The following is a 17,438-nucleotide window of genomic DNA, read 5'->3' as shown; positions in this document are numbered from 1 at the left end:
TGGGTAGGCGCGTGGATAGTAGGGGGTGAGGGGCTGTCTTGCCCTTGATCTGCATCAAGGGTTTGCTCGGCTCCGTCGCTAGGCTGCGGCCATAACAGCTACCCCTGGAGGTCGTTATGGCCGGTCACAAGATGCAGCAAGGCCTGATATTGGGCATGAGTACCCTGGCGTTCACGGTGTGCTTCATGGTGTGGATGATGTTCGCCGTGCTGGGTGTGCCGATCAAAGAGCTGTTGCAGCTCAACGAAACCCAGTTCGGCCTGCTGGCCGCCACCCCGGTGCTCACCGGTTCGCTGATCCGTCTGCCGCTGGGCATGCTCACCGACAGGTTCGGTGGGCGCGTGGTGTTCTTCGTGCTGATGCTGGTCTGCGTGCTGCCGATCTACCTGATCGCCGAGGCCACCGCCTACTGGCACTTCCTGGTGCTCGGCCTGTTTGTCGGTCTGGCCGGCGGCTCGTTTTCGGTGGGCATCGCCTATGTCGCCAAGTGGTTCGACAAGGACAATCAGGGCTTCGCCATGGGCATTTTCGGCGCTGGCAACGCCGGGTCGGCGCTGACCAAGTTCCTCGCCCCGGCGCTGATTGCCGCCGGCAGTTGGCAGCTGGTGCCCAAGGTCTTCTCGGCGACGATGTTCATCACTGCGCTGCTGTTCTGGTTTTTCACCCGCGAGAACAAGGCGCACCGCGTGGCTGGCGGAGTGACCCTGCGCGAGCAGATGCAGGCGCTGAAAGACCCGGCGGTGTGGCGCTACTGCCAGTACTACTCGATCGTCTTTGGCGGCTATGTGGCCCTGGCGCTGTGGATGACCAAGTACTACGTCGAGGAATACGGCTTCAACCTGCAGACCGCTGCGCTGCTGGCTGCCTGCTTCTCGCTGCCCGGCGGTGTATTGCGCGCGGTGGGTGGCTGGATGTCGGATCGCTGGGGCGCGCAGAGCGTGACCTGGTGGGTGATGTGGGTGAGCTGGGTGTGCCTGTTCCTGCTGTCCTATCCACAGACCGATTTCACCATCCAGACCGTCAACGGCCCGAAGACCTTCTCCCTTGGCCTCAATGCGTGGGTGTTCACCGCGCTGATGTTTATCGTCGGCATTGCCTGGGCGTTCGGCAAGGCCTCGGTGTTCAAGTACATCTCCGATGACTACCCGCACAACATGGGCGTGGTCTCCGGCATCGTCGGTCTGGCCGGCGGCATCGGCGGCTTCATCCTGCCGATCATGTTCGGCGCTCTGGTGGACCTCACCGGCGTGCGCACCTCCGCTTTCATGCTGCTGTATGGCGTGGTCTGGATCTCCCTGATCTGGATGTACCGCAGCGAAATCCGTCAAACCCCGCTCATGGGCAATAGCGTGCCTGCGCGCGTTAGTGTCCAAGGAGAATAAGCATGTCCACCCTTGAAAGAACGGTCGCCGACTTCCAACCGCCCAAAGGCGCGGTGATCACCGACTGGCGCCCCGAAAACCCGCACTTCTGGAGCGACGTCGGACAGAGGATCGCCACCCGCAACCTGTGGATCTCGGTACCCGCGCTGCTGTTGGCCTTCGCCGTGTGGATGGTGTGGAGCACCGTGACGGTGCGCCTGAACAGCATCGGTTTCAGTTTCAGCACTGAACAGCTGTTCATGCTCGCCGCGCTGCCCTCCTTGTCTGGTGCCACGCTGCGCATTTTCTACTCGTTCATGGTGCCGATCTTCGGCGGGCGGCGCTGGACGGCGCTGAGCACCGCCTCGCTGCTGATCCCCTGCATCTGGATGAGCATCGCGGTGCAAAACCCGGATACCCCCTACGGCGTGTTCGTGATCATCGCCCTGCTGTGCGGTTTTGGCGGCGGCAACTTCTCTTCGAGCATGTCCAACATCAGCTTCTTTTTTCCCAAGGCCCGTCAGGGCACCGCGCTGGGGCTGAATGCGGGCCTGGGCAATCTGGGCGTGTCGGTCATGCAGTTCGCCGTGCCACTGGCGGTAGTGGGTGGGTTGTTCGGTAGCTTCGGCGGCGAGCCTCAGGTGCTCAGCGATGGCACCCAGCTGTGGGTGCAAAACGCCGGTCTGATCTGGGTGCCGTTCATTGCCGTCTCCGCTCTGGCGGCCTGGTTTGGCATGCATGACATTGCTGATGCCAAGGCATCGGTCAAGGACCAGGCGGTGATCTTCCAACGCAAGCACAATTGGCTGATGTGCTGGCTGTACATCGGCACCTTCGGCAGTTTCATCGGCTTCTCCGCCGGCTTCGCCATGCTCAGCAAGACCCAGTTTCCGGACATCAACCCGCTGCAGTACGCCTTTCTCGGCCCGCTGGTGGGCGCGCTGAGCCGCACCCTGGGCGGCATGCTGGCGGACAAGTTCGGCGGCGCGCGCATCACCCTGTGGAACTACGCGCTGATGATCGCGTTCGTGTTTGCGGTGATCAGTTTCCTGCCCGGTGAGAACGGCGGCGGCAATTTCTGGGGCTTCCTGGGCTCCTTCATCCTACTGTTTTTCTTTGCCGGCATCGGCAACGGCTCGACCTTCTGCATGATCCCGGTGATTTTCCGTGGTGAGTGGGCTAAGCGCCTGCAGCGCGGCGAGGTCAGTGAAGACGCCGCCAACAAGAACGCCAGCATCGAATCGGCCGCCGTCATCGGCTTTAGCGCCGCGCTGGGTGCCTACGGCGGCTTCTTCATTCCCAAAGCCTTCGGCACGTCGCTGGCCCTCACCGGCAACGCCGAAGCCGCCCTGTACCTGTTCATCGCCTACTACCTGAGCTGCATCGCCGTCACCTGGTGGTGGTATGCGCGGCGCGGCGCCTCGAATCCCTGCTAGCCACCGATCTGCCAAGCCATTACGACAGAGCGCGCCGGCAGTGGGCGCTCAGCCTGAAGAGGAAAACACCATGAGTCACCTACTCGACCAGCTGCGCTTCTTTAACCGCAAGCAAGGCGAGTTCGCCGAGGGTCACGGCGAAACGCGCCAAGAATCACGCGACTGGGAGAACGTCTACCGCTCGCGCTGGCAATACGACAAGATCGTGCGCTCCACCCACGGGGTGAACTGCACCGGTTCCTGTTCCTGGAAGATCTACGTGAAGAACGGTCTGATCACCTGGGAAACCCAGCAGACCGACTACCCGCGCACCCGCAACGACCTGCCTAACCACGAACCGCGTGGTTGCCCGCGTGGTGCGAGCTACAGCTGGTACATCTACAGCGCCAACCGCCTCAAATACCCCAAGGTGCGCAAGCCGCTGCTCAAACTGTGGCGTGAGGCGCGGGCCAGCAAGAGCCCGGTCGAGGCCTGGGCGAGCATCGTCGAGGACAAGGCCAAGGCCGAGTCCTACAAGAGCAAGCGCGGCATGGGTGGCTTCGTGCGTTCCAGCTGGAACGAAGTCAACGAGATCATCGCCGCCGCCAACGTCTACACCGTCAAGCAATACGGCCCGGACCGCGTGGTCGGCTTTTCGCCGATTCCGGCCATGTCCATGGTGTCCTACGCCGCCGGCTCGCGTTACCTGTCGCTGATCGGCGGCGTGTGCCTGAGCTTCTACGACTGGTACTGCGACCTGCCGCCGGCCTCGCCGCAGGTGTGGGGCGAGCAGACCGACGTGCCGGAATCGGCCGACTGGTACAACTCCAACTACATCATCGCCTGGGGCTCCAACGTCCCGCAGACACGTACCCCGGACGCCCACTTCTTCACCGAGGTGCGCTACAAGGGCACCAAGACTGTGGCCATCACCCCGGACTACGCCGAGGTGGCCAAGCTCACCGACCTGTGGCTGAACCCCAAGCAAGGCACCGACGCGGCCTTGGCGCAGGCGTTCTCCCATGTGATCTTCAAGGAATTTCACCTCGAGAAACCGAGCGCCTATTTCACCGACTACGCCAAGCGCTACACCGACATGCCGATCCTGGTGCTGCTCGACGAGAAGGACGGCTACTACCGCGCCGACCGCTTCCTGCGCGCCTCGGACCTGGCCGACAACCTGGGCCAGGACAACAACCCCGAGTGGAAAACCATCGCCGTGGACGGCAGCACCGGTGAGCTGGTGTCGCCGCTGGGTTCGATCGGCTACCGCTGGGGCGAGAAGGGCAAGTGGAACATCGAAGCCCGCGAAGGCAAGGACGGCCGCGAGGTTGATCTGCAACTGAGCCAGATCGGCAGTGGCGAAAGCGTGGACGTCGGCTTCCCCTACTTCGGCGGCCAGCTGCATGAGCACTTCACCGCCGTCGAAGGCGAAGACGTTCAGGCACGTCGTGTACCGGTGCGCTCGCTGACCCTGGCCGACGGCAAGGCCGTCAAGGTCGCCACGGTGTTCGACCTGATGGCCGCCAACCTTGCCATCGACCGCGGTCTGGGCGGTGCCAACGTGGCGTCCAGCTACGACGACGCCAGCGTACCCGGCACCCCGGCCTGGCAGGAGCAGATCACCGGTGTGGCCCGCGAGAAGGCCATCCAGATCGCCCGCGAGTTCGCCGACAACGCCGACAAGACCCACGGTCGTTCCATGATCATCGTCGGTGCGGCGATGAACCACTGGTACCACATGGACATGAACTACCGCGGGCTGATCAACATGCTCATGCTCTGCGGTTGCGTCGGCCAGACCGGCGGCGGCTGGGCCCACTACGTTGGCCAGGAAAAACTGCGTCCGCAGTGCGGCTGGCTGCCGCTGGCCTTCGGCCTCGACTGGAATCGTCCGTCGCGGCAGATGAACGGCACCAGCTTCTTCTACAACCACAGTTCGCAGTGGCGCCACGAGAAGATGAGCATGCATGAAGTGCTCTCGCCGCTGGCCGACAAGTCGCAGTTCCCCGAGCACGCGCTGGACTACAACATCCGCGCCGAACGCGCCGGCTGGCTGCCCAGCGCACCGCAACTCAACCGCAACCCGCTGCAGATTACCCGCGATGCCGCCGCCGCCGGCCTGTCGCCCAAGGACTATGCGGTCCAGGCCCTGCAGGACGGCAGCCTGCGCTTTGCCTGCGAACAGCCGGACAACCCCGATAACTTCCCGCGCAACATGTTCATCTGGCGCTCCAACCTGCTGGGCTCCTCCGGCAAGGGCCACGAGTACATGCTCAAGTACCTGCTGGGTACCAAGAACGGCGTGATGAACGAGGACACCGGCAAGTCCCAGGGCTTCAAGCCGGGCGAAGTGGACTGGCAGGAAGACGGCGCCATCGGCAAGCTCGACCTGGTCACCACCCTCGACTTCCGCATGTCCTCCACCTGTGTGTATTCCGACATCGTCCTGCCGACCGCGACCTGGTACGAGAAGGACGACATGAACACCTCGGACATGCACCCCTTCATCCACCCGCTGTCGGCGGCCATCGATCCGGCCTGGGAAGCTCGCTCCGACTGGGAAATCTACAAGGGCATCGCCAAGTCGTTCTCGGAAATGGCCGAAGGGCACCTGGGCGTCGAGCAGGACCTGGTCACCGTACCGCTGATGCATGACAGCCCCGGCGAACTGGCCCAGCCGTTCGGCGGCACCGACTGGAAAACCGCCGGCGAAGCGCTGCAGCCGGGCAAGAACGCGCCGAACATCACCGTGGTCGAGCGCGATTACCCAGCCACCTACAAGAAGTTCACCTCCCTCGGTCCGCTGCTCAATACCCTGGGCAATGGCGGCAAAGGAATCAACTGGAACACCGACGAAGAAGTGAAATTCCTCGGTGAGTTGAACTACACCGTGCGCGAAGAAGGCGTCAGCCAGGGTCGGCCGAAGATCGAAACCGCCATCGACGCGGCGGAAGTGATTCTGTCGCTGGCACCGGAAACCAACGGCCACGTGGCCGTGAAGGCCTGGGCCGCACTGTCGGAATTCACCGGCCGCGACCACAGCCACCTGGCACTGCCCAAGGCGCACGAGGCCATTCGCTTTCGCGATATTCAGGCCCAACCGCGCAAGATCATCTCCAGCCCCACCTGGTCGGGCCTGGAAGACGAACACGTCAGCTACAACGCCGGCTACACCAACGTTCACGAGTACATCCCGTGGCGCACCCTCACCGGCCGCCAGCAGTTCTACCAGGACCACCCGTGGATGCAGGCTTTCGGCGAGCAATTGATGAGCTACCGACCGCCGATCAATACCCGCACCGTCGAGTCGGTGAAGGGCAAGAAGAGCAACGGCAATCCCGAGATCGCGCTGAACTGGATCACGCCGCACCAGAAGTGGGGCATCCACTCCACCTACACCGACAACCTGATCATGCTCACCCTGAGCCGTGGCGGGCCGATCGTGTGGATGTCGGAAGTCGACGCCAAAAAGGTCGGCATCGAGGACAACGACTGGATCGAGTGCTTCAACGCCAACGGTGCGCTGACCGCTCGTGCGGTGGTCAGCCAGCGGGTGATGGAAGGCATGGTGATGATGTACCACGCCCAGGAACGCATCGTGAACGTGCCCGGCTCCGAGACCACCAAGACTCGCGGCGGCCACCACAACTCGGTGACGCGCGTGGTGCTCAAACCCACCCACATGATCGGCGGCTATGCCCAGCAAGCCTACGGTTTCAACTACTACGGCACCGTGGGCTGCAACCGCGACGAGTTCGTTGTGGTGCGCAAAATGGCCAAGGTCGACTGGCTTGATGGCCCGTATGGCGACGACCTGCCGCAACCCCTGCCGCAAGACATCTGAGGATCTGCCATGAAAATCCGTTCACCAATGGCGATAGCGCATGGTGCCTACACCATGCCATTTCACGAGGTTCAGGCTGGGGTCCAGGTTGAGGAGTCGACACAATGAAAATCCGTTCACAAATTGGCATGGTGTTGAACCTGGACAAGTGCATCGGTTGCCACACCTGTTCGATCACCTGCAAAAACGTCTGGACCAGCCGTGAGGGCATGGAATACGCCTGGTTCAACAACGTCGAGAGCAAGCCCGGCATCGGTTACCCGAAGGAATGGGAAAACCAGGACAAGTGGAAGGGCGGCTGGGTCCGCAATGCCGACGGCTCGATCAACCCGCGCATCGGGGGCAAGTTCCGTGTGCTGGCGAATATCTTCGCCAACCCGGATCTGCCGAGCATCGACGACTACTACGAGCCGTTCGACTTCGACTACCAGCACCTGCACACCGCGCCGCTGGGCCAGCACCAGCCGGTGGCGCGGCCGCGCTCGCTGATCACCGGCAAGCGCATGGAGAAGATCGAGTGGGGACCGAACTGGGAGGAAATCCTGGGTACCGAATTCGCCAAGCGTCGCAAGGACAAGAACTTCGACAAGATTCAGGCGGACATCTACGGCGAGTACGAAAACACCTTCATGATGTACCTGCCGCGTCTGTGTGAGCACTGCCTCAACCCGACGTGCGCGGCGTCCTGCCCGAGTGGTGCGATCTACAAGCGCGAAGAAGACGGCATCGTGCTGATCGACCAGGAAAAGTGCCGCGGCTGGCGCATGTGCATCAGCGGCTGCCCGTACAAGAAGATCTATTACAACTGGAAGAGCGGCAAATCCGAGAAGTGCATCTTCTGCTTCCCGCGCATCGAAGCCGGCATGCCGACCGTGTGCGCCGAAACCTGCGTGGGTCGCATCCGCTACCTCGGCGTGCTGCTGTATGACGCCGACCGTATCCACGAAGTGGCCAGCACGCCCAACGAGCAGGACCTGTACGAAGAGCAGCTGGGTCTGTTCCTCGACCCGCACGATCCCAAGGTCATCGCCCAGGCCCTGAAAGACGGCGTGCCGCAGTCGGTGATCGATGCCGCGCAACAGTCTCCGGTCTACAAGATGGCTGTGGATTGGAAGCTGGCGCTGCCGCTGCACCCGGAATACCGCACCTTGCCGATGGTCTGGTACGTGCCGCCGCTGTCGCCGATCCAGAACGCCGCCCAGGCCGGTCACGTGAGCATGGACGGCGTGCTGCCGGACGTGGACAGCCTGCGTATTCCGCTGCGCTACCTGGCCAACCTGCTCACCGCCGGCGACGAAAAGCCGGTCAAGCTGGCCCTGAAGCGCCTGCTGGCCATGCGCGCCTACAAGCGCGCCGAGCAGGTGGACGGCGTACTTGATCTGGAGGTGCTGGAAAAGGTCGGCCTGAGCCGTCACCAGGCCGACGACATGTACCGCTACCTGGCGATTGCCAACTACGAAGACCGCTTCGTAATTCCCACGGCGCACCGTGAAGAAGCCATGAGCGATGCCTTCGCTGAGCGTTCCGGCTGCGGTTTCAGCTTCGGCAACGGCTGTGGCGGCAGCTCCGAAGTGAACATGTTTGGCGCCAAGAAGGCGAACAAGCGCGACATCATCCAGACCGTGCAGGTGTGGGAGGAATGAGCATGCAGATTCTCAAGGTGATTTCCCTGTTGCTCGACTACCCGACCGAGCAGTTACGTGAGGGCTATCTGGAGCTGGCGAAGGCCATCTCCACTGCTCGCGAGATCAGCCCGGAGCAGCGCGGCGAACTGCGCCTGTTGCTGGAGGAGCTGGTGGGCGGCGAGCTGATGGACGTGCAGGAAGCCTACAGCGAACTGTTCGACAAGGGCCGCTCGCTGTCGCTGTTGCTGTTCGAACATGTCCACGGCGAGTCGCGCGATCGCGGCCAGGCAATGGTCGACCTGATGGCCCAGTACGAGGCCGCCGGGTTCGCCATCGGCGTGCGCGAGCTGCCCGACTACATCCCGCTGTACTTGGAATACCTCTCCACACGCGACGATCTGGAGGCCCGCGAGGGCCTGGCGGATGTGGCGCACCTGCTGGCGCTGCTGGCCGCGCGCCTGGAGGAGCGCCAGAGCCCGCACGCGGCCTGTTTCGGCGCGCTGCTGCAGATTGCCGGACAACCGCTGACCGCGGTCGCCCAGCTGCGCGAGCAGGTGGCTGCCGAGGAGCGCGACGATTCGCTAGAGGCCCTCGACAAGATCTGGGAGGAGGAGCAGGTGAATTTCCTGCAGGCCGAACAGCAGGACCGTTGTCCGTCGCAAGCGTCGGGCCCGGGCAAGGCTCGCGAGGAAGCGGCGGTACCGCTGCACTGGACCGATTTCAAGCATGACGGGCAAGCCGCGCTGGCCCAGGAGGTGCGTTAATGGCTAACTTCAATTTCCTGCTGTTTGGGGTTTATCCCTACATCGCCCTGGCGATCTGCCTGATCGGCAGCTGGGCGCGCTTCGACCTGGCCCAGTACACCTGGAAGACCGGTTCCAGCCAGATGCTCGCCCCCCAGGGCATGCGCCTGGCCAGCAACCTGTTCCATGTGGGCATCATCTTTGTGCTGTGCGGCCACTTCGTCGGTCTGCTGATGCCCGAAGCCCTGTACCACCACGTCATCAGCAGTGCCGACAAGCAACTGCTGGCGATGGTATCGGGCGGCTTCTTTGGCCTGCTGTGCCTGATCGGTCTGATCATGCTGATCCATCGTCGCTTCACCAATCCCCGCGTGCGCGCCTCGTCCAGCACCTCTGACCAATTGGTGCTGATCGTACTGCTGGTGCAGCTGTTGCTGGGCCTGGGCACCATCGTCGCCTCCACCGGACACATGGACGGCTCGGTGATGATCATGCTGGGCAATTGGGCGCAGAGCATCGTCACCCTGCAACCGGTAGTGGCCGCCGAGGCCATCGCCCCGGTGTCGCTGATCTACAAGCTGCACGTGTTTCTCGGCGTGACCCTGTTCGTGCTGTTCCCCTTCACCCGCCTGGTGCACATTGTCAGCGCACCGGTGTGGTACCTGGGCCGGCGCTACCAGATCGTGCGCATGAAGAACACCGGTCGCAGCCTGCCGCCGGTGCAGGCACCGGCCGGCTACCGTGCGCCCGTCCAGGCGACGCCACACCGCGTGGCGCCCAAGAAAATGAGCGAGCCGGTGGCTTGATTCCCTGAATCCGTGGGCGGGCTCAGCCCGCCACGTTGGCCCGGCGGGGTGTGCCCGCCTACGGCCCAGGCAACACCCAGTGAGGACATGATCATGGGATGCGGATGTGGTGGCGGTGGTAGTGGCGGCGGTTGCGGCGGTGGGCATCAACAGCCTGCGGCTCCCGCCTATGAGGCAGCGATGCTTCACGAACCGAAGGTCTTCGAGCCGGAGGAGTCTGAACAGGCGAAGGCCGCTCCGGCTGAGCTGATCGCGTCCAGCGAGCAGGAATGGCCGCGCATCAAGGTTAACGGCGTGGCGATTGCCGCCGAGGCGATCGCTCAGGAATTGCAATATCACCCGGCAGGCAGCCGGGAAGAGGCGGTGTTCCTGGCCAGCCAGGCCCTGGTGATCCGCGAGTTGCTCCAGCAACGTATCGCTGCCTTGGGACTCAAGGTGAGCCCGGCTGCCGGGGAAAGCGAGGAAGAGGCGTCCACGCGCGCCCTGGTCGAGCGCGAAGTGCCGATGCCCCGTGCTGACGAGCCGGCCTGCAGACAGTATTTCGACAGCAACCGTGCACGTTTCGCCAGCGCGCCCCTGCTGGCAGCGCGGCACATCCTGCTTGGCTGTCCGGCGGACGATGTGGAAGAACGCAGCCGCACGCTGGAACGCGGCGAGGCGCTGCTGGAGCAGCTCAAGGCCGACGGCTCGCGTTTTGCCGAGCTGGCCCTGGTCCATTCGGACTGCCCGTCGAAAGCGCAGGGCGGCGCCCTCGGACAGATCAGCAAGGGCCAGACGGTGCCGGAATTCGAGCGCCAGCTGTTTCGTCTGCCGCTCGGTCTGGCCGGCCGGCCCTTGGAAAGTCGCTACGGCTTCCACGTGGTATGGGTCGATCAACGTGTCGAGGGCGAACTGCTGCCCTATGAGGCGGTGGCCGGTTCCATTCGCGCTGAGCTGGATCAACGTGTCTGGCAGGTGGCTGTGGCACAGTACCTGAAGAACCTGGTGGGTGAAGCGGATATCCAGGGCATTCACCTGGAAGGCGCCGACTCACCCTTGGTGCAGTAACGGCCATGCAGGCTTCAGCGGGGGATCAGGCATTAACGGTCCGCCGCACGAAGCCGGAGCCCTTCAAAACGGGAAGTAGCCCATGAACACCCCTTTGCAGGACGGCTTCGGCCGCCGTATCGATTACCTGCGTCTGTCGGTGACCGACCGCTGCGATTTCCGCTGTGTGTACTGCATGGCCGAAAACATGACCTTTCTGCCGCGCCAGCAGGTGCTCAGCCTGGAAGAGCTGTATCGGGTCGCCGCGCTGTTCGTGGCCCGGGGCGTGAAGAAAATTCGCCTCACGGGCGGTGAGCCGCTGGTGCGGCCGGGCATCGTCGGACTGTGTGAGAAAATAGCCGCGCTGCCCGGCCTGCGTGAACTGGTAATGACCACCAACGGCTCGCAACTGACCAAGCTGGCCAAACCCCTGGCTGAGGCGGGGGTCAAGCGCCTGAATATCAGTCTGGACAGCCTGGATGCAGCGAAATTTCGCGCCATTACCCGCACCGGTTATTTGCATCAGGTGCTGGCTGGCATCGAGGCGGCCCGCGAGGTGGGTTTTGCGCGCATCAAGCTGAATGCGGTGGTGATGAAGGGGCGCAATGACGAGGAAGTACCGGCGCTGGTGAACTATGCGCTGTCTCGCGGTCTGGACATCAGTTTTATCGAGGAAATGCCGCTGGGCGACGTGGGTCGTTCGCGGGGCGAGAGTTTCTGCTCCAGCGATGAGGTGCGGGCGCTTATCGCCCAGCGCTATGAGCTGTTCGACAGTGCTGAGCACAGCGGTGGCCCGGCCCGTTACGTGCGAGCCAATGAGTTTCCCGACAGCCGCATCGGCTTCATCTCGCCCCATTCACACAACTTCTGCGCCACATGCAACCGCGTGCGCATGACGGTGGAAGGCCGCCTGCTGCTGTGCCTGGGCCATGAAAATTCAATCGATCTGCGCGCCTTGCTGCGTCGCCACCCCACGAGAGACCAGCCGATACTGGCGGCCATCGACGCCGCCGTGCAGCGCAAACCGTTGCGCCACGAATTCTCCACGGGCGGCGAGGTGCAGGTGTTGCGCTTTATGAATGCCAGCGGGGGGTAGCGCTGGCTGCTTCCCGTGGCCCCAGCGGAAACCATGCCTGGCCCGGTGGGGCGCTCCCTCTCGGCGCGGCATGGTGCGATTTTGTAGGAGCCTGTGCCGAGCACGGTTTGTCGATGTGGGAGTCGTGACCTCGCGGCGAAGGCGATGGTATGACGCGGAGCATACGGCTTCGCTCGCTAAAGGCTTCGGCCCGAGGTCGGGCCTCCCACGGGTTGCGTGCCAGCCCGTAGAACGGGGGAAACCCGCCATATGGCCAGAGTGGCCAAGCGAACCTAGCGCAGCATTTCCTTGAGCAGCCGCTGTTCATTGCGCAGGTCGCTCTGCCGGGCATCGATGCGTGCGGTCAGGGGGAAGTTGTTGCTGACCCGGCGCTTGGCATAGTCCAGCTGTTCCAGGGCCTGGTCATAGTCGCCGACCAGGGCGAAAAACTCCGCGCGGGCCTGGTGCAGGCCCACGATATTGCCGGCCAGGCCGCGCACTTCGGATACCTGGTACCAGACGTCCGGGTCTTTATGCCGGGTTTTCAGCAACTGGTCCAGCACCGCTTCCGCCTGGCGCGGCTGACCTTGCTTGAGGAACAACTCGGATTGCTCCTGTAGCAGCGGATAATTGTTCGGGTACAGGGCAAGCAGACGCGTGAGGCGTTGTTGCGCAGCGTCCAGGCGGTTGGCGGTGGCGTCGATTTCGATCAGCGCCAGGTTGTAGGCGATGTCGTCGGGTGCTTTGTTCAGCAAGCTTTGCAGCGTCTGGCGCGCTTCCTCGAGCTGGCCGGTGCGGCTCAGGCTGAGGGCCAGGCCGTAGCGCGCCGCGTCCATCTGCGGATTTTCCTCGAGCTGGGCACGAAAGCGCTTGGTGGACAGCCCCGCAGTGGACTCGAATTGCAGCTGTGCGCGGGCGCGCATCAATTGATAGGCCAGGCTGTCCTGCTTGCCGCCATTGGCGGATTGTTCGGCGCGGTTGCGTGTGTCGGCGATACGCGATTCGGAAACCGGGTGAGTGAGCAGAAACTCCGGTGGCTTGGCGTCGTAGCGGTATTGACGCATCAGGCGCTCGAACATGTTGGGCATGCCGCGCGGGTCGTAGCCGGCGTTGCGCATGTTGACCAAGCCGATGCGGTCGGCTTCCTGCTCGTTCTGCCGAGAGAAGCTACGCTGGCTCTGGATCGCCGCCGCCTGGGTCGAGGCAATCGCGGCAATCCCTGCATCGCCGGCGCCGGCAGCGGCGGCAATCACCCCGGCGAGCAGCGCGGCCATCATCGGCAGCTGCATGCGCTGCTGAGCTTCCAGTCCGCGAGCGAAGTGGCGTTGTGACAGGTGAGCGAGTTCGTGGGCAAGCACCGAGGCGAATTCGGCTTCGGTCTGGGCGTGCAGGAACAGCCCGCCGTTGACGCCGATGATCCCGCCCGGCGCGGCGAAGGCGTTCAATTGAGAGCTGTTGAGCAGCACGAACTCCAGGCGCCGATCCTGCAGTTGGCTGGTTTCCGCCAGACGGTAGACGCTGGTTTCCAGGAAATCCTTGAGCAGCGGATCGGACAGTTGCGAGACCTGTCCGCGCAACACGCTCAGCCAGGCACGGCCGAGCTGGTGTTCCTGCTCCGGCGAGACAATGGCCGAGCTGGCATCGCCCAGAGCCGGCAAGTCACTGGCCGGCACGGCTTGGCTCAGGCACAGGGCGAGCGTCAGCAGGGTAGGGCGCAAAACATTCATGCAGGCGGCTCATGGCGGAAAGGGAATCTTACTTTAGCCGTGCCGGATGCTTGCTGGCCAGCGGCGCGGCGACTTGGGTATCCTTGCGCGCCTGATCGGAGATGAACCATGACTGATGTTGCCCCGGCCCATGATGCGCAGGTGGATGCCAGCGGCCTGAACTGCCCGCTGCCCTTGCTCAAGGCCAAGCTGGAACTCAATCGCCTGCCCAGCGGTGCGGTGCTCAAGGTGATTGCCACCGATGCCGGCTCGCAACGCGACTTTCGCGCCTTCGCCCGCTTGGCTGGGCATACGCTGCTGCGCGAGGAAGAAGAAGCGGGCGTGTTTCGCTATTGGTTGCAGAAGGCGTAAGGTGCTGCCGCGTTAGATGCGTAGGGTGGGCTGAGGCGCGAGCGAGGCGTTTCCAGTCTATTCGGAGGCATCACGCCAATACCCATCAGCGTCAAATCCAATGGGTATCGCTGCGCTCAACGCCATCCTGCGGATGCGCCGCCTAAGTCGTCTTTCTTTGGGAATTTAAATCAGCCCTGATGCAGTGCCTGCGCCGCCGCCAGCACGGCGTCCACATGGCCGGGCACTTTCACACCACGCCATTCCTGGCGCAGTACGCCCTCGGCATCGATCAGAAACGTGCTGCGCTCGATGCCCATATATTCCTTGCCGTAGAGCTTTTTCAGCTTGATCACGTCGAACTGCTGGCAGAGCTGTTCTTCCTTGTCGGAGATCAGCTCGAAGGGAAAGGCTTGCTTGGCCTTGAAGTTTTCGTGGGCTTTGAGGCCGTCTCGCGATATGCCGAACACGCGGGTATTGGCAGCCAGGAAGTCGTCGTGTCGATCACGAAAGCCCTGGCCCTGGGTGGTGCAGCCCGGCGTGCTGTCCTTGGGATAGAAGTACAACACCACCTGCTGACCCTTGAGCGCACTCAGGGAAATCTGCTGGCCGCTGGTGGCCGGCGCCAGGAAGTCGGCAACCGGTTGGTCGAGGCTGACAGTCATGACAACTCCTTACTTACGGGTTCTGCGGGCGCCAGGGTTCGATCAGCGCGTCCAGGTTCAGCGCATCGGCGAAGTCCAGGAACTGATCACGCAACCAACTGATTTGCGTGCCGGCCGGCAAGGTCACGGTGATGGTGGCGTTGAGCATGGTGCTGCCGGTCTGCGGTGCCTCGTAGGTTTCACAGGTGAGGTTTTCCAGCTCGACCTTGTGATCGAGGAAAAACTGGCACAGCTCGTTGAGGATGTCCGGCCGGTAGGCGGCGCTGACATAGGCGACGTAGGGCAGTGCCTGGGGGCGGTCCTCCAGCGGCACGCTGCGCACCACATTGGCGGTGAATGCGTGGCGCTTGGCCAGGATCGGCAAGCTGCCTTCCAGGCGCGCCAAGGCATCCCAGCTGCCAGCCACCTGCAAGGTCAATGCACTGCATTCACCGTGGCGGCTCAGGTGCGTCGAGGTAACCAGGCAGCGGTTCTCATGGCAGGCCCGGCACAGGACGTTGGTCAGTTCCATGGGATTGGGGCCGAGGGCACTGATGACCAAAAATTGTTCACGAACGGGCGGGGTGGACATGCAACCTTCCTAAAACGATGAAGTCGACACCAGGCGGCGTCAAACAGATGCCGAAGGGTAGCGAAAAGCAGCGCCAAGGGGAATGCTCGGGCTCCGAACTTCGCTTGTGCCTGACTAAAGCCGACAGTACCATTGCGGTCTCTTTTTCCGGCAGGAGCGGTTGCATGATTGCGGGCAGTATGGTGGCGCTGGTCACTCCCATGGATGCGCAGGGCGCTCTGGATTGGGACAGCCTGAGCAAGCTGGTGGACTTCCACCTGCAAGAAGGCACCGACGCCATCGTCGCGGTCGGGACCACGGGCGAGTCGGCGACCCTGACCGTTCCCGAGCACGTCGAAGTGATTCGTCGAGTGGTCGACCAAGTCAATGGCAAGATTCCGGTGATCGCCGGTACCGGGGCCAACTGCACCCGTGAAGCCATCGAGCTGACCACCAACGCCAAAAACGTTGGCGCCGATGCCTGCCTGCTGGTGACCCCCTACTACAACAAGCCGACCCAGGAAGGCCTGTACCTGCATTTTCGCGCCATCGCCGAAGCCGTGGCGATTCCGCAGATCCTTTACAACGTGCCGGGCCGTACCGTGTGCGACATGCTGCCCGAGACCGTCGAGCGCCTGTCCAAGGTGAGCAATATCATCGGCATCAAGGAAGCCACCGGCGACCTGCAGCGCGCCCAGGAGGTCCTGGATCGCGTGAGCAAAGACTTCCTGGTCTATTCCGGTGATGATCCCAGCGCCTTCGAGCTGATCCTGCTCGGCGGCAAAGGCAATATCTCGGTAACCGCCAACGTTGCGCCGCGCGCCATGAGCGACCTGTGTTCTGCAGCCATGCGTGGCGAAGCGGGTATCGCTCGCGCTATCAACGACCGCCTGATGCCACTGCACAAAGCCCTGTTCCTGGAAGCCAATCCGATTCCGGTGAAGTGGGCGCTGCATGAAATGGGCATGATGCCCGACGGCATTCGCCTGCCGCTGACCTGGCTCAGCGAGCGCTACCACGAGCCGCTGCGTCAGGCCATGCGCCAGACCGGTGTGCTGGCCTGACTTGAGGAACTACTGCGCATGAAGCGACTCGCCGGACTGTCTGTACTCGCCATGGTCATCACCAGTACCGGCGGTTGCGGCTGGCTCTGGGGCCAGGATGGCTATTTCCGTGACCGCGGCAGCGATTACCTGGAGGCGCGCCAGAGCGCCCCGATGCGTTTGCCCGAAGGCGTGCAGGCCAAGCCACTCGATCCGTTACTGCCGGTGCCCCGGCAGGTTGCCTCGTTGGAAACCCGTGGCACGTTCGAGGTGCCGCGTCCGCAGCCGTTGCAAGTCGACAGTGGCAGCGAGTTCAGCCTGCAGAAAAGTGGCGAGTCGCGCTGGGTTCTGGCCCAGCGTCCGCCTGCCGAAGTCTGGCCATTGGCCCGGCAGTTCTTTGAAAGCAATGGTTTCCGGATTGCCAGCGAGCAGGCTCGCACCGGCGAGTTCAGCACCGACTGGCAGCGTTATGACAATCTCCCAGCCTCGTTGGCCCGTCGCTTGAGTGGCCGCGTTGCAGTCTCAGCGCCCGATGCGCAAACCCGGGTTCGGGTGCGCATCGAGCCGGGCGTGCAGCGTAATACCAGTGAAGTCTTCGTGGTCAGCGCCGAGCGTCCAGCCGGTAGCACGGCAAACGTGGACTTCCCCAGCCGCTCCAGCAACACCAGCCTGGATGGTGCGCTGTTGGACGAGTTGCTGACCAGTCTGGAACGCAGCACGGTGCAAGGTGGTTCCGTGTCACTGGCCGCACGCGATTTCAACACCCCAAGCCGGGTCAGCCTGAGCGAAGACGGCAACGGTAACCCGCTGCTGAACCTGGGCACCGATTTTGATCGGGCCTGGGCGAATGTGGGACGCGCTCTGGAAATGTCCGACCTGCGCATCGATGACCTCAACCGCAGCCTGGGCATCTACTACGTGGATCTGAGCAAGGGTGCGCAGAAAGCCGGTGACAAGCCCGGTTTCTTCTCCCGCCTGTTCGGCGGCAGCGATGAGACCAGCTCCGATGACCGTTACCAGGTGCGCCTGACCCGTGTGGGCGACAGCGTGCAGGTTTCCCTGGAAAAGGATGCCGACACCCTGGCCCCGGCTGACATTTCTCGTCGCGTGCTGCGCCAGTTGCAGGAAAATCTTGGCTGACAGGCGTGCCTGCCGCGCCACCTGCCGGGTACGCCCGGCTCTCTGAACATAGGCGAAACTTCGGTTTCGCCTGTTTCGTTTAATG

The 17,438-nt window shown here is 63.1% G+C and carries 14 protein-coding genes; 11 read left to right on the top strand and 3 right to left on the bottom strand.

From position 1 onward, the window contains the following. Positions 1-116: 116 nt before the first annotated feature. The 8 genes from H9642_RS12550 (at position 117) to moaA (ending at position 11,919) form a co-directional block, all read left to right on the top strand. The gene (locus H9642_RS12550) at positions 117-1,382 is read left to right on the top strand and encodes an MFS transporter (protein WP_251836786.1); all 1,266 of its coding nucleotides are present in this window, start codon (positions 117-119) and stop codon (positions 1,380-1,382) included. 2 nt (positions 1,383-1,384) lie between these two features. Continuing rightward, on the top strand, positions 1,385-2,797 hold the full coding sequence (locus H9642_RS12545) for a NarK family nitrate/nitrite MFS transporter (protein ID WP_251836785.1): 1,413 nt from the start codon (positions 1,385-1,387) through the stop codon (positions 2,795-2,797). Positions 2,798-2,867: 70 nt separating this feature from the next. Further along, complete coding sequence (locus tag H9642_RS12540) at positions 2,868-6,623, top strand: nitrate reductase subunit alpha (protein WP_251836784.1); 3,756 nt, start codon at positions 2,868-2,870, stop codon at positions 6,621-6,623. Positions 6,624-6,727: 104 nt separating this feature from the next. Next, positions 6,728-8,266: a nitrate reductase subunit beta gene (gene narH, locus H9642_RS12535; RefSeq protein ID WP_251836783.1), complete on the top strand. Its 1,539-nt coding sequence runs from the start codon at positions 6,728-6,730 to the stop codon at positions 8,264-8,266. 2 nt (positions 8,267-8,268) lie between these two features. Further along, entirely contained in the window at positions 8,269-9,012 is a 744-nt protein-coding gene (gene narJ, locus H9642_RS12530; RefSeq protein ID WP_251836846.1) for a nitrate reductase molybdenum cofactor assembly chaperone, read from the top strand. Beyond that, positions 9,012-9,797, top strand: coding sequence for a respiratory nitrate reductase subunit gamma (gene narI, locus H9642_RS12525; RefSeq protein ID WP_251836782.1), 786 nt, complete (start codon positions 9,012-9,014; stop codon positions 9,795-9,797). Before narJ ends, narI begins: the two co-directional genes overlap by 1 nt. Positions 9,798-9,977: 180 nt before the next feature. Then, on the top strand, positions 9,978-10,844 hold the full coding sequence (locus H9642_RS12520) for a peptidylprolyl isomerase (protein WP_433962700.1): 867 nt from the start codon (positions 9,978-9,980) through the stop codon (positions 10,842-10,844). Between the two features lie 82 nt (positions 10,845-10,926). Next, positions 10,927-11,919 (top strand): GTP 3',8-cyclase MoaA, encoded by a 993-nt coding sequence (gene moaA, locus H9642_RS12515; protein WP_251836780.1) that lies wholly within the window; start codon positions 10,927-10,929, stop codon positions 11,917-11,919. A 272-nt stretch (positions 11,920-12,191) separates the two neighbouring features. On the opposite strand, the gene H9642_RS12510 is transcribed toward moaA, so the two are convergent. Further along, complete coding sequence (locus H9642_RS12510; protein WP_251836779.1) at positions 12,192-13,625, bottom strand: M48 family metalloprotease; 1,434 nt, start codon at positions 13,623-13,625, stop codon at positions 12,192-12,194. Positions 13,626-13,733: 108 nt separating this feature from the next. Here H9642_RS12510 and H9642_RS12505 point away from each other — a divergent pair, with 108 nt between their 5' ends. Beyond that, positions 13,734-13,976 carry a sulfurtransferase TusA family protein gene (locus tag H9642_RS12505; RefSeq protein WP_251836778.1) on the top strand — a complete coding sequence of 81 codons (243 nt, stop codon included), beginning with the start codon at positions 13,734-13,736 and terminating at the stop codon, positions 13,974-13,976. A 170-nt stretch (positions 13,977-14,146) separates the two neighbouring features. Here H9642_RS12505 and H9642_RS12500 read toward each other — a convergent pair whose 3' ends face one another. Together H9642_RS12500 and H9642_RS12495 are read right to left on the bottom strand one after the other, a co-directional pair. Beyond that, positions 14,147-14,620 carry a peroxiredoxin gene (locus H9642_RS12500; protein ID WP_251836777.1) on the bottom strand — a complete coding sequence of 158 codons (474 nt, stop codon included), beginning with the start codon at positions 14,618-14,620 and terminating at the stop codon, positions 14,147-14,149. Positions 14,621-14,633: 13 nt separating this feature from the next. Further along, entirely contained in the window at positions 14,634-15,191 is a 558-nt protein-coding gene (locus H9642_RS12495) for a glycine cleavage system transcriptional repressor (RefSeq protein WP_251836776.1), read from the bottom strand. Positions 15,192-15,355: 164 nt separating this feature from the next. On the opposite strand from H9642_RS12495, the gene dapA reads away from it, so the two are divergent. Further along, positions 15,356-16,234, top strand: a complete 879-nt coding sequence (gene dapA, locus H9642_RS12490) for a 4-hydroxy-tetrahydrodipicolinate synthase (RefSeq protein ID WP_251836775.1) — start codon at positions 15,356-15,358, stop codon at positions 16,232-16,234. Between the two features lie 18 nt (positions 16,235-16,252). Further along, complete coding sequence (gene bamC, locus H9642_RS12485; RefSeq protein WP_251836774.1) at positions 16,253-17,353, top strand: NlpB/DapX family lipoprotein; 1,101 nt, start codon at positions 16,253-16,255, stop codon at positions 17,351-17,353. The last annotated feature ends 85 nt before the right edge of the window (positions 17,354-17,438 follow it).

The sequence above is a fragment of the Serpens gallinarum genome (assembly GCF_014836765.1).
In the GTDB taxonomy this organism is placed as follows: domain Bacteria; phylum Pseudomonadota; class Gammaproteobacteria; order Pseudomonadales; family Pseudomonadaceae; genus Serpens; species Serpens gallinarum.
This window is presented reverse-complemented; position numbering and strand designations above follow the sequence as displayed.

Excerpts from the sequence above, each read along its gene's own strand:
- H9642_RS12550 (WP_251836786.1), top strand. The coding sequence starts at position 117 with ATGGCCGGTCACAAGATGCAGCAAGGCCTGATATTGGGCATGAGTACC.
- H9642_RS12545 (WP_251836785.1), top strand. The coding sequence starts at position 1,385 with ATGTCCACCCTTGAAAGAACGGTCGCCGACTTCCAACCGCCCAAAGGC.
- H9642_RS12540 (WP_251836784.1), top strand. The coding sequence starts at position 2,868 with ATGAGTCACCTACTCGACCAGCTGCGCTTCTTTAACCGCAAGCAAGGC.
- narH (WP_251836783.1), top strand. The coding sequence starts at position 6,728 with ATGAAAATCCGTTCACAAATTGGCATGGTGTTGAACCTGGACAAGTGC.
- narJ (WP_251836846.1), top strand. The coding sequence starts at position 8,269 with ATGCAGATTCTCAAGGTGATTTCCCTGTTGCTCGACTACCCGACCGAG.
- narI (WP_251836782.1), top strand. The coding sequence starts at position 9,012 with ATGGCTAACTTCAATTTCCTGCTGTTTGGGGTTTATCCCTACATCGCC.
- H9642_RS12520 (WP_433962700.1), top strand. The coding sequence starts at position 9,978 with ATGCTTCACGAACCGAAGGTCTTCGAGCCGGAGGAGTCTGAACAGGCG.
- moaA (WP_251836780.1), top strand. The coding sequence starts at position 10,927 with ATGAACACCCCTTTGCAGGACGGCTTCGGCCGCCGTATCGATTACCTG.
- H9642_RS12510 (WP_251836779.1), bottom strand. The coding sequence starts at position 13,625 with ATGAATGTTTTGCGCCCTACCCTGCTGACGCTCGCCCTGTGCCTGAGC.
- H9642_RS12505 (WP_251836778.1), top strand. The coding sequence starts at position 13,734 with ATGACTGATGTTGCCCCGGCCCATGATGCGCAGGTGGATGCCAGCGGC.
- H9642_RS12500 (WP_251836777.1), bottom strand. The coding sequence starts at position 14,620 with ATGACTGTCAGCCTCGACCAACCGGTTGCCGACTTCCTGGCGCCGGCC.
- H9642_RS12495 (WP_251836776.1), bottom strand. The coding sequence starts at position 15,191 with ATGTCCACCCCGCCCGTTCGTGAACAATTTTTGGTCATCAGTGCCCTC.
- dapA (WP_251836775.1), top strand. The coding sequence starts at position 15,356 with ATGATTGCGGGCAGTATGGTGGCGCTGGTCACTCCCATGGATGCGCAG.
- bamC (WP_251836774.1), top strand. The coding sequence starts at position 16,253 with ATGAAGCGACTCGCCGGACTGTCTGTACTCGCCATGGTCATCACCAGT.